A 23,299-nucleotide genomic window follows, 5' to 3' on the forward strand; every position below is an offset into this window, starting at 1 on the left:
GTCCTACTCGGCCGGGGTGCCGTGGGGCAGGGCGACGGCGGGGGCGGGCTCCAGGGCCTTCACGCGCCGGGTCAGGCGAGGCTCCACGTAAGTGCGGTAGATGCCCGCGAGACCGTTCGGGAAGGCCAGCACCACGGCGATGAACAGCGCGCCGAGGCCGAACAGCCAGAGTTCGGGGAAGCTCTCCGAGAAGCTGGTCTTGGCCCAGTTGACCAGGAGGGTGCCCCAGACGGCGCCGAACAGGGACAGCCGCCCGCCGACGGCGGCGTAGATCACCATCTCGATCGAGGGGACGATGCCCACGAAGGAGGGCGACATGAACCCGACCTGCAGGGTGAACATCGCGCCCCCGATGGCGGCGAAGACGGCCGCGAGGCAGAACGCGAAGGTCTTGAAGCTCGCGACCTGGTAGCCGGAGAACCGGACCCGGTCCTCCTTGTCGCGCATGGCCACGAGGATGCGCCCGAGCTTCGACTTCTTGACGGCTTGCGCGAACAGGATGCAGCCGACGAGGAGACCCGCGTTGACGAAGTAGAGGATGCTGTGGGCGCTGTCGGTGCGGATGTCCCAGCCGTGCAGGGTGCGCAGGTCGGTGATGCCGTTGATGCCGCCGGTATAGCCCTGCTGGCCGACGATCAGGATCGTCAGGATGGCGGCGATGGCCTGGGTGATGATGGCGAAATAGGTGCCGCCGACGCGGCGGCGGAACATCGCCGACCCGATCACGAAGGCGAAGAAGGCCGGCACCACGATGACCGCCAGGAGGGTGAAGGGCAGGCTCTGGAACGGCTTCCAGAACCAGGGCAGTTCGGTGATCTGGTTCCAGTCCATGAAGTCCGGGATGCCCGGCGTCGACTGGATCTTGGTGTTCTCGATGCTGGAGGCCTCGAGCTTCAGGTACATCGCCATCAGGTAGCCGCCGAGGCCGAAGAACACGCCCTGGCCCAGCGACAGGATGCCGCCGAAGCCCCAGCAGATGACGAGGCCGAGGGCCACGAAGGAGTAGGTCAGGTACTTGCCCACCAGGTTGAGGCGGAAGGCGTCGAGCAGCAGCGGCAGCACGACGAAGATCACCGCGACGAGGAGCGCGAGGCTGACCCATTCCATGGGCTTCATGTACGGATTGTCGTTGACGACGGGGGTAGGGGTCTTGGAGCGGGTCATGACGTTCGGGCTCCTCAGCGCCGGACCTTGAGGGTGAAGAGGCCCTGCGGCCGCAGCATCAGGATGCCGACCACCGCCAGCAGCGTGATCACCTTCGCGGTGGAGCCGGAGAGGAAGAATTCGAGGGTCGACTGCGTCTGCGAGATCGAGAAGGCCGAGGCGATGGTGCCGAGCAGCGAGGCGGCGCCGCCGAAGACCACGATCAGGAAGGTGTCGACGATGTAGAGCTGGCCCGAGGTCGGCCCCGTGGAGCCCACCATGGTGAAGGCCGAGCCCGCGATGCCCGCGATGCCGCAGCCGAGGCCGAAGGTGAGGCGGTCGACCCGCTCGGTGTCGATGCCGACCGCGCCGGCCATCGGGCGGTTCTGCACCACGGCGCGGACCTGGGCGCCGAAGCGCGAGCGGTACATCAGGATCGCGACGCCGACGGTGATCAGGGTGGTGACGGCCATCACGAACATGCCGTTGATCGGGATCTCGATGGTGTCGGTGACCTGCACCGAGCCGATGAGCCAGGAGGGCAGTTCCACGCCGACCTCGCGGGCGCCGAAGATCGATCGGTAGGCCTGCTGCAGGATCAGCGAGAGGCCCCAGGTGGCGAGCAGCGTGTCGAGCGGGCGCTTGTAGAGGTGGCGGATCAGCGCCCATTCCACCAGCATGCCCAGAGCGCCCGAGGCCAGGAAGGCCAGCGCCATCGCCACGAAGAAGTAAGCCGGGAACAGGGCGGGCAGGTGGGTCTGGAAGAAGCCCGAGCAGAGATAGGTCATGTAGGCGCCGAGGATCATGAACTCCCCGTGGGCCATGTTGATCACCCCCATCTGGCCGAAGATGATCGCCAGCCCGAGGGCCATCAGGACGTAGACCGAGAACAGGATCAGCCCGGCGAAGCCCTGCATCACGAAGATCGAGCTGAGATCCCCGAGCGAATAATCACCGAGCATGGGTTCGTTCTCCGAAGGATGCCGCCGGGGGGTGTGCAAGCATCGGGCCGGGCCAGGCCGCAGGCTTTCCCCTCCCCTTGCGGGGAGGGGTCAGGGGTGGGGGTGGTTCCGCCAGCCTCCACAGATCGAGGGTCACCCGACCACCCCACCCTCGATCCCTCCCCGCGAGGGGGAGGGAAGGGGCGGGCGCCGATCCTACTGGTACCCCTTCGGGAAGGGGTTCGGCTCGATCAGGTCGGGGCTCTCGTAGACCACCTCGAACTGGCCGGTCGGAAGCGCCTTGGCGACACGGGTCTTCGACCAGAGGTGATGGTTCGGGTGGATCTTGACGTAGCCTTCCGGGGCCTCCTTGAACTCGAGGCCCGGCGAGGCGGCGACCACCTTGTCGACGTCGAAGGAGCCGGCCTTCTCGCAGGCCATCTTCCACAGGAAGGGGCCGAGATAGGCGGCCTGGGTCACGTCGCCGATGACGGTCTTCTCGCCCCACATCTTGTGGAAGGCGGCGACGAACTTCTCGTTGTTCGGGTTCTTCAGGGACTGGAAGTACTTCATGCAGGAATAGGCGCCGGCGATGTTGTCGCCGCCGATGCCGTCGACCTCGTCCTCGGTGACCGAGATCGTCAGCAGGGTCTGCTTCGAGAGGTCGATGCCGGCCGCCTTGAGCTGCTTGTAGAACGCCACGTTCGAGCCGCCGACGACGTCGGTGAAGATCACGTCCGGCTTGGTGAGCTTGAGCTTGTTGATCACCGAGTTGAACTGCGTGTGGCCGAGCGGGAAATATTCCTCACCCACGACCTTGGTCTTGAGCACGTTCTCGATGTGCTTGCGGGCGATCTTGTTCGAGGTCCGCGGCCAGATGTAGTCCGAGCCGATGAAGAAGAACGTCTTGGCCTTCTTCTCCTTGGTGACCCAGTTCAGCGATTCGAGGATCTGCTGGGTGGCCTCCTGGCCGGTGTAGAAGACATTCTTGGACTGCTCCAGGCCCTCGTAGAAGGTCGGGTAGTACAGGAGGCCGTTGTACTGCTCGAACACCGGCAGCGCGGCCTTGCGCGAGGCGGAGGTCCAGCAGCCCATCACGGCCGCGCAGTGGTCGTTGACGAGGAGCTTCTTGGCCTTCTCCGCGAAGGTCGGCCAGTCGGAGGCGCCGTCCTCCTGGATGACCTTGATCTTGCGGCCGAGCACGCCGCCCATTTCGTTGATCTGCGAGATCGCGAGCTTCTCGGCCTGGATCGAGCCGGTCTCGGAGATCGCCATCGTGCCGGTGGCCGAGTGCAGGATCCCCACCGTGACCTCGGTGTCGGTCACCGCGAGGCCGGTGGTGTTCACCGCCGCCGTGGCCGGTCCCGCCGCGAAGCTCATGCGCGGCATCAAGGCGATCGCCGGAGCCCCGGCCAGACCCATGAGAAGCCTGCGCCGCAGCGCCGATTGCAGGCCGTTGCCCTTGTCCTCTGCCATCGTGCCCAAAACCCCTGATCCTCGTCGCACGGCCGGTCGGATGGCCGTGGATCGATGACGCAAAGGCTAGGCCGCGTCGTGCGGTGCGGCCTATACGCTGTTTTGCGTATGTCGGCGGCCGGCGTGCCGGCCCATGCTTCCGAACTGCCCGCGAGTCCCGGGCTCGATCGCCGCGCCGCCCGCCGGGCCGGAGCGCGCTCCGCCATGGCGCCGCGATCGACGGGGCACGGTCCTTGCTAAGCTGGGGACGACGGAGCGCCATGGTCTCGGAGGCGCCGCGATGCCGCGCCAGACCCCGCGCCGCGTGATACCGTCCGCACCGAACACGATGACCGAGCACCAGCGTATCCTGCCGATCCGGCGCGACTACAACCGCCTCGTGGCCGACGAGACGCTGGAAGACTATGCGCTCCGCTTTACCGCCAAGAAGGCGCGGCGCTGGTCGGGCTTCCGGGTCGCCCAGACCGCCCTGGGCTCGCTCTCGTTCCTGGCCCTGGAGGCGATCGGCGGCACCCTGGTGCTCACCGTCGGCTTCACCAACACCCTGGCGGCCCTCCTCGTCGTCGGCGCGATCATCTTCGCCACCGCGACGCCTATCAGCCTCTACGCCGCCCGCTACGGCGTCGACATCGACCTCCTCACCCGGGGAGCCGGGTTCGGCTATATTGGCTCGACGGTGACCTCGCTGATCTATGCGAGCTTCACCTTCCTGTTCCTCGCCATCGAGGCGGCGATCATGGCGCTGGCCCTCGAACGCTGCTTCGGGCTGCCGCCGAGCCTCGGCTACCTCGTCAGCGCCCTGGCGGTGATCCCGCTCGTGATCTACGGCATCGCGATGATCAGCCGCTTCCAGCTCTGGACGCAGCCGGTCTGGATCGTCCTCAACCTCCTGCCTCTGGCCTGCATCGCCTGGGCCGGCGACGCGCCGGTCTCGGCCTGGCTCGGGCATCCGGGGGCGGACGGCATCGGCGGGTTCGACTGGCCCCGCTTCGGCGTCGCCTCCGGCATCCTCCTGGCGCTGCTGGCCCAGGTCGGCGAGCAGGTCGACTTCCTGCGCTTCGTGCCCGCGCGCGAACCGGACCGCCCCGCGCGCTGGTGGGCGGCGGTGCTGGGCGCCGGCGGCGGCTGGATCCTGCCCGGGATGCTCAAGATCCTGCTCGGCTCGTTCCTGGCCGTGCTCGCCCTCGCGCACGGGGTGCCCGCCGAGCATGCCGGGGAACCGACGCGGATGTACGCGGTGGCCTTCGGCTACGTGGTGCCCCCGGGGTTCGGCGCCGTCGCCCTGATGACGCTGTTCGTCGTGGTCTCGCAGCTCAAGATCAACGTCACCAACGCCTATGCGGGCTCCATCGCCTGGTCGAACTTCTTCTCGCGCCTGACCCACAGCCATCCCGGACGCGTGGTCTGGCTGGTGTTCAACGTCGCCATCGCGCTCCTGCTGATGGAGCTCGGCATCGACAAGACCATCGTCAGCACCCTGTCGCTCTACGCCGTCGTGGTCTCGGCCTGGGTCGGGGCGCTGGCGGCGGATCTGGCCATCAACAAGCCCTTCGGACTGTCGCCGCCCGGCATCGAGTTCAAGCGCGCCCACCTCTATGCCGTCAACCCCGTCGGCACCGGCGCCATGGTGCTGGCGATCCTCACCGGATTCGCGGCGCATGCGGGTTGGCTCGGCGGGCTCGTCGTACCCTTCGCGCCGATGCTGGCGCTGGCCGTCGCCTGTGTCGGCGCGCCCGCCATCGCCCTGGCCACCGGCGGGCGCTACTACCTCGCCCGCGCCCCGCGGACGGACTGGCAGGGGGCGAGCGAGATCACCTGCCGGGTCTGCGAGCACCCGTTCGAGCCCGAGGACATGGCCCAGTGCCCCGCCTATGCCGGGCCGATCTGCTCGCTCTGCTGTTCCCTGGACGCCCGCTGCGGCGATCTCTGCAAGCCGCACGGGCGCCTGGAGGCCCAGGCGCAGGGCCTGCTCGCCCGCGTCGCCCCGGCCCGCACCGCCGCCTGGATCGGCGCGCCGCTGGGCCGCTACCTCGCCCTCATGCTCACCCTGGTGGCGGCGATCGGGCTGATCCTCGGCATCGTGCATGCGGGGGCCAGCGCCGAGCATCCCGAGCACCGCGACGTGCTGGGCGCGGCGCTGACCAGCGTGTTCCTGATCCTCATCGTCATCCTGGGCATCGTCGCCTGGCTGTTCGTGCTGGCGCAGGAGAGCCGCCGGGTCGCCCTGGAGGAGACCGCCCGCCAGACCGGCCTCTACCAGGCCGAGATCGAGGCCCACAAGGTCACGGACGCCAAGCTGCAGCAGGCCAAGGAGATCGCCGAGGCCGCCAACCTCGCCAAGAGCCGCTACGTGGTCGGCATCAGCCATGAACTGCGCACACCGCTGAACGCGGTGCTCGGCTACGCGCAACTGCTGGAGGGCGATCCCTCGATCCCGGCTCCGCGCCAGAACGGCATCCGGGTCATCCGGCGCTCGGCCCAGCACCTTTCGGGCCTGATCGACGGCCTCCTCGACATTTCCCGGATGGAGGCCGGGCGCCTCCAGATCCATCGCAACGAGGTCCGGCTCGCTGACTTCCTCGACCAGATCGTGGACATGATTCGCCTGCAGGCGCAGGGCGCCGCCCTGGCGTTCCGCTTCACCCGGCCCGAGACCCTGCCGGCGGTGGTCGCCACCGACGAGAAGCGCCTGCGCCAGATCCTGCTCAACCTCCTGTCGAACGCGATCAAGTTCACCCCCGCCGGCACGGTGACCCTGGACCTGACCTACCGCAGCCAGATCGCGGTGTTCACGATCAGCGACACCGGCCTCGGCATCCGCCCGGACGACCTGGAGCGGATCTTCGAGCCGTTCGAGCGCGGCTCGCTCGCCGCGGCCCGCTCCACCCCCGGCACCGGCCTCGGCCTGACCATCGCGCACCTGCTCGCCCAGGTGATGGGTGGGGAGATCACGGTCGAGAGCGAGGTCGGGCGCGGCACGCGCTTTCGCGTCCGCCTGATGCTCGCCTCGGTGGCGCGCCCGAAGCCCGTGCTGGCGCAGGCCAGCGCCCCGGCCCGGAGCTATACGGGGGCGCGGCGCACCATCCTGGTCGCCGACGACGATGCCGCCCATCGCGGCCTGATGCGCGACATCCTCGAGCCCTTCGGCCTCGTGGTGCTGGAGGCCGGCGACGGCCCGGCCTGCCTGGCGCTGGCCGCGACGCGCCCTCCGGACCTGTTCCTCCTCGACATCGCCATGCCGGGGATGAGCGGATGGGTGCTGGCGAAGGCCCTGCGGGAGGCCGGCCACACCGCCCGCATCGCGATGATGTCGGCCAACGTGCACGAGATCAGCCCGTCGCGCGGCAGCGACGCGCCCCACGACGCGATCATCGCCAAGCCCTTCGACCTGCGCGACTTCCTCGAATGCGTCACCGGCCTCCTCGGCCTCGACTGGACCGCGGCGGAGGCCTCCGCGCCGCCGGCGTCCGGATCCGGCTCGCCCGAACCCGGTTCGTCGGACCCGCGCCCGGAGCACCTCGCCGACCTCCTGCGCCTCGTGCGCATCGGCCACGTCCGCGGGATCGAGGCGAAGCTCGCCGAGATGGAGGCCGGCCCCGCGGCGCCGACGGCCTTCATCGCTCGGATGCGGGGACTCACCGCCGCCTTCGACCTGCGCCGCGCCCGGGCGGTGATCGAGGGATTGCTGGAGCCGGCCGCCCATGGCTGAGGCGCAGCGCGACACGGTGCTCGTGGTAGACGATTCCCCCGAGACCCTGAGCTTCCTCACCGAGGCGATCGAGCGCTCGGGTGCCACCGTCCTGGTGGCGGTGGCCGGCGACCTCGCCCTGGCCCTGGTCGACGAGATCACCCCGGACGTGATCCTGCTCGACGCGATGATGCCGGGCATGGACGGTTTCGAGACCTGCCGCCGCCTGAAGGCCAAGGGCCACCTCGCCCACGTCCCCGTCATCTTCATGACCGGCCTGTCGGAGACCGAGCACATCGTGAAGGGCCTGGAGGCGGGGGGCGTCGACTACGTCACGAAGCCGATCGCGCCGGACGAGATCCTGGCCCGCATCCGGGTCCACCTCGCGGGTGCCCGTGCGGCCCAGAGCGCGCGGGCCGCCCTCGACACCACCGGCCGCACCCTGTTCGCGGTGGACCGCAACGGCGCCGTCCTGTGGGGCACGCCCCAGGCCGCCCGCCTGCTCGGCGGCTTCACCGAGCCCGGCGCCCCCTTGAGCCTGCCGCCGCAGGGCGCCGCCTGGCTGCGGACCTGCCTCACCGGCACGGGTGCGCCAGCCCTGACGCTCGCCGACCGCGCCGGCACGACCTATGCCCTGAGCTTCATCGGCGGCACCGGCGACGAGATCCTGCTGCGCCTGTCACGGGATGGCACGGAGACGGGGCTGGAGCGCCTGCGCCAGCGTCTGCGCGTCACCGGCCGCGAGGCGGAGGTGCTGCTCTGGCTCTCGCGCGGCAAGTCGAGCCGCGACATCGGCGAGATCCTGGGCTTGAGCCCCCGCACGGTGACGAAGCACCTGGAGGGCATCTACGAGAAGCTCGGCGTCGAGAACCGCACCGCCGCGTCCGTCATCGCCGCCCGCCACCTGCAGGACCTCGACTGACACGACGTCCGCCTGATCGAAGCGGGCGCCGTCTCGGCAAGCTCGCGCGGCGCTCGAGGATCACCGAACGCCGCCATCCCCACCGAACTCCGCCATCTCGAAGGGATCGACCCGAACTCGTATGAGACGGCGCCCGCCGTGGGATCAGGGTTTGGCGGGAGACACCCCCTCGGCAGGGCGCAGCCTCCGCACCGGCCCGGAAGGAGGCACGGAAAAATCCCGCCTGACCCCTCGCTTTGGGGATGCGGGACCCGATCTATCCAGACGGGTCACGGTTGGGAGCTTCGCGATGAACTGGATGACGTGGTTGGTCGGCCGCTGCGTGGATCTCACCGAGCGCGTCGTGCCCGGCCTCGACCGGCGCGAAGCCGGACGGGCCGGGGCGCCGCTGGCCCAGCGCGGCCGGGTTCGGGGCTCGGCCTCCGAACCCTCGGTGATGCAGCCCGGGGCCGCGCACCGGCCGGACTGAAGGGCCGCGCTGCGCGCGCTTCGAGGGTCAGGCGAGGGCGCGGGCCGCGGCGCCGGCCTTGCGCACCGAAGCGTCGACGTCGATCGCGGCCGCAGCGATCCCGTCCATGTTCTGGCGCACGACCTCGACGCTTCGGGCCGCGGTCTGCATGTTGACGGACATGTCGCGGGTCACCGCGGCCTGCTCGGTCACCGCCGACGAGACGCTGAGCGAGATTTCGCTGAGATGGCCGATCGTCCGGGCGATGGCTTCGATCGCGCTCACTGCCTGATTGGTGGAGTTCTGCACAGCCGCGATCTGCGTCCCGATCTCCTCGGTGGCCCGGGAGGATTGGTTGGCCAGGGCCTTCACCTCCGCGGCGACGACGGCGAAGCCGCGCCCGGCCTCGCCGGCCCGCGCCGCTTCGATGGTGGCGTTCAACGCCAGCAGGTTGGTCTGGTCGGCGATCGAGCGGATGACGGAGACCACCTCGCCGATCTTGTCGGCCGCCGAGGTCAGGCCGGCGACGATGCCGGAGGCCTCCTCGGCCCGGACCACCGCCTCGTCGGAGGCGGCCTTCGCCTCGACGGCGTGGCGGCTCAGCTCTTCGATCGACGCCGAGAACTCCTCGGCGCCGGCCGCCACAGCCTGGACGTTGCCGGAGGTCTGGGCGGCCGCCTCCGCCGTGAGGGTGGCCTGATGGCTGACGTCGGAGATGGACCCCGTGATCAGGCCGAGATCCTGGTCGATCGCCTGCTGGCCCTGGCGCCGCCGGATGCGGTCGGCCACCTGGGCCGTGACGTCGCTGGCGAACTTCACCACGGAGAGCACCTGCCCGTCCGCCCCCAGCACCGGATTGTAGGCCCCGTAGATCCACACCTCGCGGCCGCCCTTCCCCAGGCGACGGAACTCGCCGGCCTGGTAGGCGCCGCCCGCCAGGGCCGTCCAGAACGCCGCGTAGGCCGGCGCATTCCGGTCCTCCGGCGCCACGAACTGGCTGTGGTGACGTCCCTCGATCTCGTCGAGGCGGTAGCCCAGGGTGTCGAGGAAGTTCGCGTTCGCGTCGGTGACGATGCCGTCCGGCGTGAAGTGGATCACCGCCTGCGAGCGGTTGATCGCCGCGATCTGCCCCGCATAGGCAGCGTTACGCTCGGTCTGGGCCGTGATGTCGGTGGCGAACTTGACCACTTTGATCGGCTTTCCGCGCCGGTCGAAGATCGGGTTGTAGCTCGCCTGGATCCAGATCCGGCGCCCGTCCTTGGTGACCCGGCAGAAGTCCCGCGCCTGGAACTGGCCGCGGCGCAGGCAGTCCCAGAATTGCCGGTAGGCGGGCGACTCACGCTCCTCGAGAGGGACGAACTGACTGTGCGGCCGGCCCCGGACCTCGTCGAACGTGTAGCCGACGAGGTCGAGGAAGATCTGGTTCGCGCTCTGAACAGTTCCATCCATGCCGAACTCGATCCGACCCTGTGATCGATCGAGGGCGTCCAGTGTCGCGCGAAGGCCAGCCCCTAACATTGCCATCCTCATACCTGAATCCGAGGGCCGGTCGCCGAACCGTGATGGCCGACTTCGCTGCTGCCTTTGACAAATATAAAACATCAACTTCGGCTCAACGGCACTATTGATCCAGCAAATCTGTTAAAAAGAAATTAGCCAGTCTCAACGCGTCTCCGCAACCATCACAAACGCGTGAGCGTATAGTTCGCGGCGTCGGCTCGAACTTGCGGGTCGCACGCGAGACCCGGATCCCACGCGCGGGGATTCCCACCGCGGCTCACGGCTCGCACGATCCATGAACCTTGGCCGATACCTCGTGCGTTAGGCCGTCAATGATCGTTCGCGCCGTGCGGCGCTCCGATCGTTGCGAGACCGAGGGTTCCGATGCCGAATGTGCCGATGCTGCGACGCCTGTCCGATCGACCGACGATTCCGAATCCAATGCTCGAACGCATGAGATTGCGCACCGGGCGGCAGGCGCCGGCTCTCGCCGCCCTGCTGGGTGCCCTCCTCGTACCCGGCGTCGTGCTGGCGCAGGACGCCCCCGCCGCGCCGACCGCGACCCTCACCAAGGTGGCGAGCTTCGACCATCAGGTCACCGGCGTCACCGTCTCCAGGGACGGACGCATCTTCGTGAACTTCCCGCGCTGGACCGAGGACACCGAGGTCTCGGTGGCCGAACTGAGGGACGGCAAGCTGGTCCCGTTCCCGGACGCGGCCTGGAACTCCTGGCGCAACGCGCGCAAGGACGAGGTCACGGCCAAGGATCACTGGGTCTGCGTGCAGAGCGTCGTGGCCGGCCCGAACGGCAACCTCTGGGTGCTCGATCCCGCCGCCCCCGCCATGGGGGCCCTCGTGCCCGGCGGTCCCAAGCTCGTCGAGATCGACCTGAAGTCCAACCAGCCCGCGCGCACCATCGCCTTCGACGAGAGCGTGGCGCCGCAGGGCTCCTACCTCAACGACGTGCGCTTCTCCCCCGACGGCAAGACCGCCTACCTCACCGATTCCGGCGCCAAGGGCGCTCTGGTGGTGGTCGACCTCGACGGCGGCCACGCCCACCGGGTGCTCGACGGTGATCCATCCACGCAACCGGACAAGAGCGTCACCGTGACGTATGACGGCAAGCCCCTGCGCAGGCCGGACGGCCGGGGCGTCGAGTTCGCCGCCGACGGCATCGCGCTCTCCCCGGACGGCAAGACGCTGTACTGGCAGGCCATCAAGGGAAAGACGCTCTACAGCCTGCCCACCGAGACGCTGGCTGGGAGCATCACCACCGCGCTGATGCCGACGGCGCTCGCCGACAAGAGCGTGGCGGGCCGCATCGACACCGTTGGCGAGAACGGGCCGGCCGACGGCCTGATCATCTCCCGCAAGGACGGTCGGATGTACGTGACCTCGCCGCAGGACGATTCGATCAAGGTCCGCGACCTTTCGGCGAAGGGGAATGCCCTGAGCACCGTGGTGCAGGACAAGCGCCTGCGCTGGCCCGACACCTTCGCCGAAGGCCCCGACGGGACGCTCTACGTCACCACCTCGCACATCCAGGATTCGGCCTTCTACAAGCCCGATGCCCCAGCGGCCCTGCCGACGGAGCTGTGGAGCTTCAAGCCGGGGGCGACGGACGCCACGGGCTCGACCGCGCCGACCCCCGCCGCCCGCTGAGCCGCGCTGCGCCACCCCGTACCAGGGCGGCGCTTTCTGCCACGCCTGACGCCGATCGAGGATCGATGCCGACGATACGACGACGCGCCTTGCTCGCCGGCGCAGGCTCGGTGCTCGCCCTGAGGGGACGGCCGGCCGAGGCGACTCCGATCGTCCGGGTCGACGATCCGCGGCTCCGCGACGTGATCGATCCCGCCGCGCCCCTGCGCACGCTCTACGCGGGCGGTCGCTGGTGCGAGGGCCTGTGCTACGCACCCGGCCTCGGGGGGCTGATCGTCAGCGACGTCCGGGCCAACCGAATGATCCGGATCGCCGACGACGGCGGTGTAGGCGTGTTCCGCGATCCCTCGAACAACGCCAACGGCAACACCCTCGACGCCGAGGGCCGCCTCGTCACCTGCGAACATCGCGGGCGGCGCGTGGTGCGGCGCGAGCCGGATGGCCGCCTCACGGTGCTGGCCGACGCCTTCGAGGGCCGGCCCCTGAATTCGCCCAACGACGCCGCCTTGGCGCCGGACGGCGCGATCTGGTTCACCGACCCCGTCTTCGGCATCACCATGCCGGACGAAGGCCTGATGGCGACGCCGGCGCAGGACGCCCGGCGGGTCTACCGCATCGATCCGTCGGGCCGGGTCGAGGCCATGACCGATGCCGTCGGCCAGCCCAACGGCATCGCCTTCGGCCCGGACGGCACCCGCCTCTACGTCAGCGACACCAGCGCGGCCCTGAAGAACCCGGAGGGCGCCCGAACCGTCCTGGCCTTCCCGGTGACGGATGGCCGCAGGCTCGGCGCGCCGAAACCCTTCGTCACTGTGGAAGCCGGCGTGCCGGACGGCCTCGCGGTGGATGCCGACGGCCGGGTCTACGCCGCCTGCTTCGACGGCGTACGGATCTACGCCCCCGACGGCACGTCCCTCGGCCGCATCGCCACCGCGACCGACGCCGCCAACGTCGCCTTCGGAGGACCGGACGGCCGGCGCCTCTTCATCGGAGCGGGCGCGAACGTCCTCGCCATCGACCTGACAGTGCGCGGCGCCGCCCGAGGCTGACCCGCCGCTCCCCATGTCCCGCTCGACCGGATTCCGCCATGACGCTCGCTCGCCGTGACCTCCTCGCTGCCGGCCTCGCCGGTGCCGGCCTGACCGGCGCGGCCGCCCTCTCACCCTCCGGCGAGGCCGTGGCGGCCTCGCCGCCGGAGGTCGCCACCCGCCGGGCGGCGGGCGGGCTCGAACTCGCCTTCACGGCGAACGCGCCCTCGACCCCCACGGGCCTCGCCATCTCGGCCAGCGGCCGGCGCTTCGTGATGATGCCGCGCTTCAACGCGAAGGTGCCCTACACCCTGGGCGAGGTGCTGGCTGACGGCGAGGTCCGCCCCTACCCGGACCTGGCGACGAACCAGCCCGACCCGGAGCAGCCGCAGGCGCACCTGTTCCACGTGCCCAACGGCGTCTTCGACCGCGACGACACCCTGTGGTGCCTCGATGCCGGCCTGCCGGACGGCTCCGGCCCGCCGGTGAAGGGTGCCGCCAAGCTGGTGCAGATCGATCTCGCCGACGACCGCATCCGCCGCGTGGTGCCGCTGGAAGCCGGCGTCACGCCGACCTCGTCGCTCAACGACCTGCGGGTGGACATCCGCGACGGGTATGCCCGCGCCTACATCACGGACCAGGGCCAGGACGGGGAGGGCGCCATCCTGGCGGTCGACCTCGCCAGCGGCCGGGTGGTGCGGCGCCTCGCCGGCCATGCCAGCACCCAGTCGCAGAAGGGCCTTCTCAAGATCGTCGAGAACCGCCCCGTGATGCAGCGGAAGGGGGAGGGGCCGCCGCGACCGGTCCAGGGTGGCGCCAACGGCATCGCGCTGAGTCCCGACGGGCAGCGCCTGTACTACGCGCCCCTGATCGGTCGCCGCCTCTACGCGGTGGAGACCGCGGCGCTCCTCGATCCCGAGACCGGCGACGCGGCGGTGGCGGCCGGCGTCACGGACCTCGGCGAGAAGGGCATGACCGGCGGCCTCACCACCGATTCGAAGGACCGGGTCTACCTCGCGATGCAGGAGTTCAACGCGGTCGGCCGGCGCGACCCCGACGGCACGGTGGAGATCATCGCCTCGGACCCCCGCCTGATCTGGGCCGACACGTTCTGGATCACCCCGGACCGCTGGCTGCACATCTCGTCCGCCCAGGTGAACCGCCGCCCGGAATACAACGGCGGCGAGGATCTGCAGACGCCGCCCTACGCCATCCTGCGGATGCGGATCGACGCCGATCCGGCGTGAGGCGCGCGGGTCCTCGGCCCGGGACACGGCCGAACCGCTCCCCGGGATCACGCCCAGAGGTTGCAATGCAACCTTAAGGCTCAGTCCCTATGGTCGCCGCGTGTAGGCCGCACCGGGGCGAGGCATGCCGCAGCGAAGGACGACGATCGACGCCATCCGTGGCCTCTGCCTGATCAACATCTTCGTGAACCATATCCAGGACGGCGCCATCGCCGCCGTCTCGCCGTCCCGACTGGGATTCTCCGACAGCGCCGACATCTTCGTCCTGCTCAGCGGAATCTCCGTCGCCCTCGCGGGGAGCCAGTCATCGCGACGCCGCGTTCCGGACATCGTCGCCCATCTCTGGCGGCGGGCCGTCCGGATCTACGCCTTCGACCTCGTCATCATCCTGTCGACGCTCGGCATCCTGGCAGCCATCCTCGCCCTGCGCGGCGTCGCGGGCGTGCATGCGGAGGAAACCGGTCTGCTGCGGGACCATGGCGTCCCGAGCGTGCTCAGCCACGCGGTGAGCCTGCGCCAGACGGTGGGCTACTCCGGCGTCCTGCGCCTCTACGTCGCCCTGATGCTGGTCGCGCCCCTCCTCCTGCGCCTCGCCGGATGGCGGTTCTGGGCGCCCCTGCCGCCGGCGCTGCTCGTCTGGCTCGCGGCCGGTCACTTCGATCTGGTGGTGAACAACAGCCTCACGGGCATGCCCTTCGCCCTGACGGTCCTGCCCTGGATTCTCGTGTTCTCCCTCGGGATCGCGATCGGCCAGGGCATGGTCGGCGGCGTCGCCCTGCCGCGCAGCCGGTGGTTGACCGGTCTCGCGCTGGCCTATCTCGCCAGCTACCTCGTCCTGGCCGTCGTCCTGGTCCGCCTCTGGCCGCCCGCGGCGGACTGGGCCGCGACGCGCAACGACACCTTCTGGTTCGGCGCGAGCAAGACCTACCAGTCGCCCCTGCGCGTCCTGCACGTTCTCGCCCTGGCCTACGTGGTGATGGCCCTGCCGCGGGCTCCGCTGATCCGCCTGCTGCACCAGGTGCCGTACGACCACATCCTGACCCGTCTGGGCCGTCGTTCCCTTCCCGTCTTTACCGCCGGCGCGATCGGGGCCGTGGTCGCCAGCGAGGCGCTCGATCTCGCCGCCATTCCCCTCGGCGATGCGTGGCTCCCCCTGCTGCTCCTAGAGGCCGGCATGATCGCGCTGTTCGTCGGCCTCGCCCTGCGCATCGGCGGGCGTGCGGGCCGGGCGCCGCCCTCTCGCCCCGCGTCGCCGGACGGTCAGGCCCCGGCGCGGGATCTCCGAATTTCGGCCCAGCGAGGGGCCACGGCGATCGCCTGAAGCTCTATTCCGACCAGCGCAGGGCGGCAGCGGCGGCGAGCGTCCCGATCACGCCCGCGATCAGGCTCAGAGCGCCCAGAATGGCCAGGGGCGTGGTGAACGGGACGGTGCCGCCGAGGGCCGATTCGCTCGCCGAGACACCGAAGATCAGCGTCGGGATCATCAGCGGCAGCACCACGACCGCCAGGATGAGGCCGCCCCGGCGGATCGAGGCGGTCAGCGCCGCGCCCACCGCGCCCACGAAGGTCAGGGCCGGCGTGCCCACCAGCAGGGTGAGGGCGGTCGCCGCCATCGCCCGGCCGTCGAGGGCGACGAGGAGCCCGAACAGGGGCGAGGCCAGCGCCAGCGGCAGGCCGGTGGTGAGCCAGTGGGCCAGCACCTTGGCGAGCACGACGCCCTCCAGGGGAGCCGGCGAGCCGGTCATCAGGTCGAGGGAGCCGTCCTCCTCGTCGGCCTGGAACAGGCGGTCGAGGCCAATCAGGGTCGAGAGCACGGCGGCGAGCCAGAGGATGGCCGGCCCGATCCGCGACAGCAGGTTGAGGTCGGGTCCGAGCGCGAAGGGCACCAGGGCCACGATCATCAGGAAGAACACGAGGGAGAGCGCGCCCGAGCCGCCGACGCGGGCGGCGAGCGCGAGGTCGCGGGCGACGAGGGCCCTGAGGGCGCGCATCACCACCACACCTCGTCGGCGGCCGCCGTCGACCGGGCCATGGCCGGCGCGGCCGGCGCGTCGATCCGCAGGTCCTGGGCGTCGGCGAGGCCGAGCGCCTGGTGCGTCGCCGCGATGACGAGGCCGCCCTCCGCGCGATGCCGCGCCATCATCCCGGCCAGGACATCCTGCGAGGCGGCGTCGAGGGCCGCCGTCGGCTCGTCCAGGAGCCAGAGCGGGCGCCGGCAGACGAGGAGGCGGGCCAGCGCCACCCGCCGCCGCTGGCCGGCGGAAAGGTAGGCCACGGGAAGCCGCAAAGCGTGGCCGAGGCCGAGTTCCTCGAGGGCCGCGCGCGGGCTCGCGGTCGGCGCGCCGAGGAGGTCGCGGGCGAAGGCGAGGTTCTCCTCGGCCGTCAGCGGGGTCTTCAGCCCGTCGCGGTGGCCGACCACGTGCAGGCACTCGGACAGGGTCGCCTCGCCGACCCCGCTCACCGCGACCGTCCCGGCCTCGGGCTTGAGCCGGCCCGCCAGCACCGCGAGCAGCGTCGACTTGCCGGCCCCGTTGCGCCCGGTGACTGTCAGCGCCTCCCCCGGCCCGAGGGCGAAGGACAGGCCCGAGAAGATGCGGCGGCCGGAGCGGCGAACGGCGAGGTCTTGGGCGGTCAGCCGCACGGGGGGTCCTGCTGGAAGCGGAAAGTCCGCATATCCCGATCCCCGCGCAGCGTCCACGTGCATGCGCCGACCGAACAGATCCGATGTGCTGTCAGGCCCCCGGTAGCGGCCAGTTTCGAAGTGATCTATAACGCGCGCAGGCTGCGCCGCGCGAGTTTCAGGGCGTCCAAATCGCCCTTCGCGCATCATCCTCACTCGGGCACCCCCGGGGCGGCGCGCGCTTCACAGCGCTCCCAGCCGAACACGTGTTTTCGTGGCGCAGGTTATGCCTGCGCGTGTTCGACCAACCGCTCGCGAGGAATTACAACGCCGTGGCATCGCTCGACAGCTTCCAGTCTCGCCAGACCCTCACCGTCGGAGACAAGTCCTACACGTTCTACTCGATCCCGCATGCCGAGAAGGCAGGCCTCGCCGACGCCACCGCGCTGCCCTTCGCGATGAAGGTGCTGCTCGAGAACCTGCTGCGCTTCGAGGACGACCGCTCGGTCAAGAAGGACGACATCTCGGCCACCGTCGCCTGGCTCGGCAACAAGGGCAAGACCGAGACCGAGATCGCCTTCCGCCCCTCCCGCGTGCTGATGCAGGACTTCACGGGCGTGCCCGCCGTCGTCGACCTGGCGGCGATGCGTGACGCCATGGTGGCGCTGGGCGGCGATCCGCAGAAGATCAACCCGCTGGTGCCGGTCGATCTGGTGATCGACCACTCGGTCATCGTCGACGAGTTCGGCACCCCGAAGGCGCTGGCCGACAACGTCGCGCTGGAATACTCGCGCAACGGCGAGCGCTACACCTTCCTCAAATGGGGCCAGTCGGCCTTCGACAACTTCTCCGTCGTGCCGCCCGGCACGGGCATCTGCCACCAGGTGAACCTGGAATACCTGTCGCAGACCGTCTGGACCAAGACGGAAGACGGCGCGGAGCTGGCCTATCCGGACAGCCTCGTCGGCACCGATTCGCACACCACCATGGTCAACGGCCTCGCCGTCCTCGGCTGGGGCGTCGGCGGCATCGAGGCTGAGGCCGCGATGCTCGGCCAGCCGCTCTCGATGCTCATCCCGGAGGTCGTGGGCTTCAAGCTGTCGGGCAAGCTGCCCGAGGGCACCACGGCCACCGACCTCGTGCTCACCGTCACCCAGATGCTGCGCAAGAAGGGCGTGGTCGGCAAGTTCGTGGAGTTCTACGGCCCCGGCCTCGACGACATGGCGGTGGCCGACCGCGCCACGATCTCCAACATGGCCCCGGAATACGGCGCCACCTGCGGCTTCTTCCCCATCGACCAGAAGACCATCGACTTCCTCAAGGTCACCGGCCGCGCCGACGACCGGATCGCCCTCGTCGAGGCCTACGCCAAGGCGCAGGGCATGTGGCGCGATGCGGCCACGCCGGACCCCGTCTTCACCGACACGCTGGAGCTCGACATGGGCGACGTGCGCCCGTCGCTCGCGGGCCCCAAGCGTCCGCAGGACCGGGTGCTCCTCGACGGCGCCAAGCCCGGCTTCGCCCAGTCCATGGAGACCGAGTTCAAGAAGGCCGCCGACATCGCCAAGCGCTATCCGGTGGAGGGCGCCAACTTCGACATCGGCCACGGCGACGTGGTGATCGCCGCCATCACGAGCTGCACCAACACCTCGAACCCGAGCGTGATGATCGGCGCCGGCCTGCTCGCCCGCAACGCGGTCGCCAAGGGCCTGCGCTCGAAGCCGTGGGTGAAGACCTCGCTGGCGCCCGGCTCCCAGGTGGTGGCCGAGTACCTGGAGAGCGCCGGCCTGCAGAAGCCCCTCGACGCCCTGGGCTTCAACCTCGTCGGCTTCGGCTGCACCACCTGCATCGGCAACAGCGGGCCGCTGCCGGCCCCGATCTCGAAGGCGATCAACGACAACGACGTCGTGGCCGCCGCCGTGCTCTCGGGCAACCGCAACTTCGAGGGCCGCGTGAACCCCGACGTGCGGGCGAACTACCTCGCCTCGCCGCCGCTGGTCGTCGCCTACGCGCTGGCCGGCTCGATGCAGATCGACATCACCACCGAGCCGCTGGGGACCGGGTCGGACGGTCAGCCCGTCTACCTGAAGGACATCTGGCCCTCCAGCGCCGAGGTGCAGGCGTTCATCGAGGCCAACATCACCTCGACCCTGTTCAAGTCTCGCTACGCCGACGTGTTCGGCGGCGACGACTACTGGAAGGCCGTCGAGGTCACCGAGGCCGAGACTTTCCAGTGGGATTCGACCTCCACCTACGTGCAGAACCCGCCCTACTTCGTCGGCATGCAGAAGACCCCGGCGCCGGTGGAGGACGTGGTCGATGCCCGCATCCTCGGCCTGTTCCTCGACTCGATCACCACCGACCACATCTCGCCGGCGGGCAACATCCGGGCGAATTCCCCGGCGGGCGCCTACCTGCAGGAGCATCAGGTCCGGGTGCAGGACTTCAACCAGTACGGCACGCGGCGCGGCAACCACGAAGTCATGATGCGCGGCACCTTCGCCAACATCCGCATCAAGAACCAGATGGTCCGCGACGAATCCGGCAACGTGGTCGAGGGCGGCTACACCCTGTTCCAGCCTTCGGGCGAGCGGATGTTCATCTACGACGCCGCGCAGAAGTATCAGGCCGAAGGCACGCCGCTCGTCGTCTTCGCCGGGAAGGAGTACGGCACCGGCTCGTCGCGCGACTGGGCGGCCAAGGGCACCAAGCTGCTCGGCATCCGCGCCGTGGTGGCCGAGAGCTTCGAGCGCATCCACCGCTCGAACCTCGTCGGCATGGGCATCGTGCCCCTGGTCTTCCAGGGCGAGACTTCCTGGGCCTCGCTGGGTCTGAAGGGCGACGAGACGGTCTCGATCCGGGGCCTGTCCGGTGATCTGAAGCCGCGCCAGACCATGATCGCCGAGATCACCTCGGCCGACGGCACCAAGCGGGAGGTCCCGCTGACCTGCCGCATCGATACCCTCGACGAACTCGAGTACTTCCGCAACGGCGGTATCCTGCCCTACGTGCTGCGCTCGCTGGCGGCGTAAGTCCTCAGGCGTCTCGATGACGAGGCCTCGCCCGAAAGGGCGGGGCCTTTTTTCGGTTCGATTGTCTTGAAAGGCTTCTCTCAGGTTAATAAATCGGCGGATATCAAACCTAGAGTTTGAATCCTACCGGTATGCCGCGCGCGGTACCGGTCGACCGAGGAGCGAAACGATGTCGGCGATTTCCTACTCCTGCTACAAGGTCAAGAAGGACACGCGGGGTCAGTGGTACTGGGTCTACTACGCCAAGAACGGCGAGGAGATCTCGAAGAGCAGCGAGAGCTACGTCGCGAAGGCGGATTGCCTGCACGGCCTCAAGCTCAACAAGGGCTCGGGCAACGATCCGGTCCATGAGGTCTGAGGCGACAAGCCTGAGACCTGGAAGGGCACGTCGGCGCCATCCGCAGCGGCGTGCTCGCCCCCATCACGCTTGACGCCACGGCGCGCCCGGTCGAAACCGCGACGCATGACGATGCGCCCCATCCTCCTGACCAACGCCACCCTGTGCGACCCGGCCACGGGTCGGCAGGCGCCCGGCCATGTCCTCGTGCGCGACGGCCTGATCCACGACGTCGGCTGGGGCCCGCTGGCGGGCGTGCCGGACGAGGCTGAGACGATCAATTGCGGCGGCCATGTCCTCAGTCCCGGCCTGATCGACCTGCGCGCCTTCGTGGGCGAGCCCGGCGCCGAGCATCGTGAGACCCTGGCCAGCGCCAGCGCGGCGGCGGCCGCGGGCGGCGTCACCACGCTCGTCTGCATGCCGGACACCAACCCCGTCATCGACGGGCCGGCCATCGTCGACTTCGTGCTGCGCCGCGCGCGCGACACCGCCAGCGTCCACGTCCTGCCGGCCGCCGCCATCACCAAGGGCCTCGCCGGCCAGGAGATGACCGAGTTCGGCCTGTTGCAGGAGGCGGGCGCCGTGGCCTTCACCGACGGCCTCAAGGCGGTGCGCAACGCCCAGGTGATGCGCCGCGCCTTGACCTATGCCCGCGACTTCGGCGCCCTGCTGATGCAGCACGTGGAGGAGCCGGACCTCGTCGGCGACGGCGTGATGAACGAGGGCGAGATGGCCTCCCGCCTCGGGCTCCTCGGCATCCCGCGCGAGGCCGAGACGGTGATGCTGGAGCGCGACATCCGCCTCGTGCGCCTCACCGGCGCCCGCTATCACGCCGCGATGATCTCCTGCGCCGATTCGGTGGAGATCGTGCGCCGGGCCAAGGCGGACGGGCTGCCCGTCACCTGCGGCGCCTCGGTGAACAACCTCGTCCTAAACGAGGGCGACATCGGCCATTACCGCACCTTCTGCAGGCTCTCGCCGCCGCTCCGGCACGAGACCGACCGGCTCGCCCTGGTGGCGGGCCTCAACGAAGGCGTGATCGACGTCATCGTCTCCGACCACAACCCGCAGGATGTCGAGACCAAGCGCCTGCCCTTCGCCGAGGCCGCCGACGGGGCCCTCGGAATCGAGACGCTCCTGGGCGCGGCGCTCCGGCTTGTCCATACCGGCGACGTCGCCCTGCCGCGCCTGCTGGCGGCCCTGACCACGAGCCCGGCGGCCCTTCTCGGGCGCGCGGCGGGGCGCCTCGCGGCCGGCGCCCCGGCCGACCTCGTGCTGATCGACCCCGATCTGCCCTATGTCCTCGACAAGCGCGCGCTGAAGTCGCGCTCGAAGAACTCGCCCTTCGACGAGGCACGTCTGCAGGGGGCCGCCGTCCTGACGATGGTGGAGGGCCGCCTCGTCTTCCGCGCTCCCACAGAGATCGGGGCCGCCGCGTGAACGCTCTCGACGCACTGCCCTGGCCCCTCCTGCTGGCGGCGCTGGCGGGGGGCTACCTCCTCGGCTCGATCCCGTTCGGGCTGATCCTGACCCGCTATGCCGGGCTCGGGGACGTGCGGGCGATCGGATCGGGCAATATCGGCGCCACCAACGTGCTCCGCACCGGGCGCAAGGGCCTCGCGGCCGCCACCCTGCTGGGAGACGCCCTGAAGGGCACGCTCGCGGTGCTCCTCGCCGGACGCTTCGGGCCGGAGGCGGCCCTCGTCGCCGGCCTCGGCGCCTTCCTCGGGCACCTGTTTCCGGTCTGGCTCGGCTTCAAGGGGGGCAAGGGCGTGGCGACCTTCCTCGGCGTCCTCCTGGCGCTGAGCCCGCTGGGCCTGCTGGCCTTCGCCGCCATCTGGCTCGGCCTCGCCTTCACGCTGAGATACTCCTCCCTCGCGGCGCTGGCGGCCTCCGCCCTGACGCCGCTCGTCCTGTGGGTACTCGGACAGCCACCGGTTGCATTTCTGTTTCTCCTGCTCGCCGCCCTGCTATGGTGGAAGCACGCGCCCAACATCCGCCGGCTGATCGACGGGACCGAGGGGCGCATCGGGCAGAAGGGCTGAGGTCCGAACGCCCACTCCGGAAGGGGGAGGGCGATGCAGCTCACCGATGCCCAGCGTCTCGACTGGCTCCGCCTGATCCGCAGCGAGGGCATCGGCCCGCGCAGCTTCCGTACCCTGATCAATCGCTTCGGTGGCGCCGGCCCGGCTCTCGAGGCCCTGCCGAGCCTCACCGGTCGCAGCGGTCGGCGCATCACCCCGCCGAGCCGGGCCGAGGCCGAAGCCGAGATCGCCGCAGCCGGTCGCCTCGGCGCGCGTCTCGTCGCGCTCGGGGAGGCGGATTATCCGAAGCTGCTGCAGGCCGCCGATTCGGCGCCGCCGCTGATCGCGATCCGGGGCGAGGCCGCGATCCTGAATCGCCCCGCCATCGCCATCGTCGGCTCGCGCAATGCGTCCGCCGCCGGCCTCGCCTTCACCGAGCGCCTCGCCCGCGGCCTCGGCGAGGCCGGCCTCGTCGTGGTCTCGGGCCTGGCCCGCGGCATCGATGCGCGCGCCCACCGGGCCGCCCTGGTGCCCGGCACGGTGGCGGTGCTGGCGGGGGGACAGGACCGGATCTACCCGGCCAACCATGCCGCCCTGGTCGAGTCGATCCTGGAAGCGGGCGGGGCCGTCCTGGCCGAGATGCCCATGGGATGGGAGCCGCGCGGGCGGGACTTTCCCCGGCGCAACCGCATCATCTCGGGCCTCGCCTACGGCACCGTCGTGGTGGAGGCCGCCCGCCGCTCGGGCTCGCTGATCACCGCCCGCTTCGCCCTGGAGCAGGGCCGCGAGGTCTTCGCCGTGCCGGGCTCGCCCCTCGACCCACGGGCGGAAGGGACCAACGACCTCATCCGCCAGGGCGCGACGCTGGTCTCCGAGAGCAGCCACGTCACGGATGCCATCGCCCCCCTGCTGGCGCGCGGCGCCGATCCGCGCAGCGCCGAGGCCCTGGCCGTCGACCGGCCCGACCTCGCCGACGCACCGATCTTCTGGGACGAGCTCGACGTCGACGGCATCGTGCTGCCGATGCCCACCGAGGATTTCGCCGCGCCCGAACCTGCGGACGACCGCGCCCGCCTGATCGCCTATCTCAGCCCGACCCCGATCGGGACCGACGAGCTGGCGCGGACCGCCGGCCTCAGCGTCCGCGTGGTCCAGACCACCCTTCTCGAGCTGGAACTCGACGGGCGCATCGAGCGTCACGGCAGCGGAGCGGTGTCGCTGGTGGGCTGAA

General features: G+C 70.2%; 18 protein-coding genes. 12 read left to right on the forward strand and 6 right to left on the reverse strand.

The genetic code is table 11. The annotated features are described in order from the left end of the window. Positions 1-3: 3 nt before the first annotated feature. From urtC to urtA, 3 genes are all read right to left on the reverse strand, one after another. Positions 4-1,164: an urea ABC transporter permease subunit UrtC gene (gene urtC / locus ACLBWX_RS11180; protein WP_447677143.1), complete on the reverse strand. Its 1,161-nt coding sequence runs from the start codon at positions 1,162-1,164 to the stop codon at positions 4-6. A 14-nt stretch (positions 1,165-1,178) separates the two neighbouring features. Next, a complete protein-coding gene (gene urtB, locus ACLBWX_RS11185; RefSeq protein WP_447677144.1) occupies positions 1,179-2,105 on the reverse strand; it encodes an urea ABC transporter permease subunit UrtB in 927 nt (308 codons plus the stop codon). A 195-nt stretch (positions 2,106-2,300) separates the two neighbouring features. Beyond that, on the reverse strand, positions 2,301-3,560 hold the full coding sequence (gene urtA, locus ACLBWX_RS11190; RefSeq protein WP_447677145.1) for an urea ABC transporter substrate-binding protein: 1,260 nt from the start codon (positions 3,558-3,560) through the stop codon (positions 2,301-2,303). A 328-nt stretch (positions 3,561-3,888) separates the two neighbouring features. Between urtA and ACLBWX_RS11195 the strand changes: the two genes are divergently transcribed. The 3 genes from ACLBWX_RS11195 to ACLBWX_RS11205 all read left to right on the forward strand — a co-directional run bounded on the left by ACLBWX_RS11195 (position 3,889) and on the right by ACLBWX_RS11205 (position 8,639). Beyond that, the gene (locus tag ACLBWX_RS11195) at positions 3,889-7,269 is read left to right on the forward strand and encodes a hybrid sensor histidine kinase/response regulator (protein WP_447677255.1); all 3,381 of its coding nucleotides are present in this window, start codon (positions 3,889-3,891) and stop codon (positions 7,267-7,269) included. Further along, positions 7,262-8,170: a response regulator gene (locus ACLBWX_RS11200; protein WP_447677146.1), complete on the forward strand. Its 909-nt coding sequence runs from the start codon at positions 7,262-7,264 to the stop codon at positions 8,168-8,170. Before ACLBWX_RS11195 ends, ACLBWX_RS11200 begins: the two co-directional genes overlap by 8 nt. 289 nt (positions 8,171-8,459) lie before the next feature. Next, positions 8,460-8,639: a hypothetical protein gene (locus tag ACLBWX_RS11205; RefSeq protein ID WP_447677147.1), complete on the forward strand. Its 180-nt coding sequence runs from the start codon at positions 8,460-8,462 to the stop codon at positions 8,637-8,639. A 27-nt stretch (positions 8,640-8,666) separates the two neighbouring features. Here the strand turns inward: ACLBWX_RS11205 and ACLBWX_RS11210 are convergent, their stop codons facing one another. Next, entirely contained in the window at positions 8,667-10,142 is a 1,476-nt protein-coding gene (locus ACLBWX_RS11210) for a methyl-accepting chemotaxis protein (protein WP_447677256.1), read from the reverse strand. A 429-nt stretch (positions 10,143-10,571) separates the two neighbouring features. Here ACLBWX_RS11210 and ACLBWX_RS11215 point away from each other — a divergent pair, with 429 nt between their 5' ends. From ACLBWX_RS11215 to opgC, 4 genes are all read left to right on the forward strand, one after another. Next, the gene (locus ACLBWX_RS11215) at positions 10,572-11,780 is read left to right on the forward strand and encodes an SMP-30/gluconolactonase/LRE family protein (protein WP_447677148.1); all 1,209 of its coding nucleotides are present in this window, start codon (positions 10,572-10,574) and stop codon (positions 11,778-11,780) included. Between the two features lie 65 nt (positions 11,781-11,845). Next, a complete protein-coding gene (locus ACLBWX_RS11220; protein WP_447677149.1) occupies positions 11,846-12,829 on the forward strand; it encodes an SMP-30/gluconolactonase/LRE family protein in 984 nt (327 codons plus the stop codon). 38 nt (positions 12,830-12,867) lie between these two features. Further along, positions 12,868-14,055, forward strand: a complete 1,188-nt coding sequence (locus ACLBWX_RS11225) for an SMP-30/gluconolactonase/LRE family protein (protein WP_447677150.1) — start codon at positions 12,868-12,870, stop codon at positions 14,053-14,055. 124 nt (positions 14,056-14,179) lie between these two features. Continuing rightward, entirely contained in the window at positions 14,180-15,376 is a 1,197-nt protein-coding gene (gene opgC, locus ACLBWX_RS11230) for an OpgC domain-containing protein (RefSeq protein WP_447677151.1), read from the forward strand. 4 nt (positions 15,377-15,380) lie between these two features. Here the strand turns inward: opgC and ccmB are convergent, their stop codons facing one another. Continuing rightward, a complete protein-coding gene (gene ccmB, locus ACLBWX_RS11235; protein WP_200930014.1) occupies positions 15,381-16,046 on the reverse strand; it encodes a heme exporter protein CcmB in 666 nt (221 codons plus the stop codon). Then, positions 16,046-16,696, reverse strand: coding sequence for a heme ABC exporter ATP-binding protein CcmA (ccmA, locus tag ACLBWX_RS11240; protein ID WP_447677152.1), 651 nt, complete (start codon positions 16,694-16,696; stop codon positions 16,046-16,048). The genes ccmB and ccmA overlap by 1 nt, the downstream gene beginning before the upstream one ends. A 311-nt stretch (positions 16,697-17,007) precedes the next feature. Between ccmA and acnA the strand changes: the two genes are divergently transcribed. From acnA to dprA, 5 genes are all read left to right on the forward strand, one after another. Continuing rightward, a complete protein-coding gene (gene acnA / locus ACLBWX_RS11245) occupies positions 17,008-19,707 on the forward strand; it encodes an aconitate hydratase AcnA (RefSeq protein WP_447677153.1) in 2,700 nt (899 codons plus the stop codon). Positions 19,708-19,876: 169 nt separating this feature from the next. After that, complete coding sequence (locus ACLBWX_RS11250) at positions 19,877-20,065, forward strand: YegP family protein (RefSeq protein WP_447677154.1); 189 nt, start codon at positions 19,877-19,879, stop codon at positions 20,063-20,065. A 111-nt stretch (positions 20,066-20,176) separates the two neighbouring features. Further along, positions 20,177-21,484, forward strand: a complete 1,308-nt coding sequence (locus ACLBWX_RS11255; RefSeq protein WP_447677257.1) for a dihydroorotase — start codon at positions 20,177-20,179, stop codon at positions 21,482-21,484. Beyond that, a complete protein-coding gene (plsY, locus tag ACLBWX_RS11260) occupies positions 21,481-22,089 on the forward strand; it encodes a glycerol-3-phosphate 1-O-acyltransferase PlsY (RefSeq protein WP_447677155.1) in 609 nt (202 codons plus the stop codon). The genes ACLBWX_RS11255 and plsY overlap by 4 nt, the downstream gene beginning before the upstream one ends. A 33-nt stretch (positions 22,090-22,122) precedes the next feature. Beyond that, positions 22,123-23,298: a DNA-processing protein DprA gene (gene dprA, locus ACLBWX_RS11265; protein ID WP_447677156.1), complete on the forward strand. Its 1,176-nt coding sequence runs from the start codon at positions 22,123-22,125 to the stop codon at positions 23,296-23,298. Position 23,299 lies beyond the last annotated feature (1 nt).

Source organism: Methylobacterium sp. M6A4_1b (assembly GCF_053345175.1).

Excerpts from the sequence above, each read along its gene's own strand:
- dprA (WP_447677156.1), top strand. The coding sequence starts at position 22,123 with ATGCAGCTCACCGATGCCCAGCGTCTCGACTGGCTCCGCCTGATCCGC.
- urtB (WP_447677144.1), bottom strand. The coding sequence starts at position 2,105 with ATGCTCGGTGATTATTCGCTCGGGGATCTCAGCTCGATCTTCGTGATG.
- urtC (WP_447677143.1), bottom strand. The coding sequence starts at position 1,164 with ATGACCCGCTCCAAGACCCCTACCCCCGTCGTCAACGACAATCCGTAC.
- ACLBWX_RS11255 (WP_447677257.1), top strand. The coding sequence starts at position 20,177 with ATGCGCCCCATCCTCCTGACCAACGCCACCCTGTGCGACCCGGCCACG.
- ACLBWX_RS11220 (WP_447677149.1), top strand. The coding sequence starts at position 11,846 with ATGCCGACGATACGACGACGCGCCTTGCTCGCCGGCGCAGGCTCGGTG.
- ACLBWX_RS11195 (WP_447677255.1), top strand. The coding sequence starts at position 3,889 with ATGACCGAGCACCAGCGTATCCTGCCGATCCGGCGCGACTACAACCGC.
- ACLBWX_RS11215 (WP_447677148.1), top strand. The coding sequence starts at position 10,572 with ATGAGATTGCGCACCGGGCGGCAGGCGCCGGCTCTCGCCGCCCTGCTG.
- ACLBWX_RS11210 (WP_447677256.1), bottom strand. The coding sequence starts at position 10,142 with ATGGCAATGTTAGGGGCTGGCCTTCGCGCGACACTGGACGCCCTCGAT.
- ACLBWX_RS11250 (WP_447677154.1), top strand. The coding sequence starts at position 19,877 with ATGTCGGCGATTTCCTACTCCTGCTACAAGGTCAAGAAGGACACGCGG.
- ccmB (WP_200930014.1), bottom strand. The coding sequence starts at position 16,046 with ATGCGCGCCCTCAGGGCCCTCGTCGCCCGCGACCTCGCGCTCGCCGCC.
- opgC (WP_447677151.1), top strand. The coding sequence starts at position 14,180 with ATGCCGCAGCGAAGGACGACGATCGACGCCATCCGTGGCCTCTGCCTG.
- ACLBWX_RS11205 (WP_447677147.1), top strand. The coding sequence starts at position 8,460 with ATGAACTGGATGACGTGGTTGGTCGGCCGCTGCGTGGATCTCACCGAG.
- urtA (WP_447677145.1), bottom strand. The coding sequence starts at position 3,560 with ATGGCAGAGGACAAGGGCAACGGCCTGCAATCGGCGCTGCGGCGCAGG.
- ACLBWX_RS11225 (WP_447677150.1), top strand. The coding sequence starts at position 12,868 with ATGACGCTCGCTCGCCGTGACCTCCTCGCTGCCGGCCTCGCCGGTGCC.
- ACLBWX_RS11200 (WP_447677146.1), top strand. The coding sequence starts at position 7,262 with ATGGCTGAGGCGCAGCGCGACACGGTGCTCGTGGTAGACGATTCCCCC.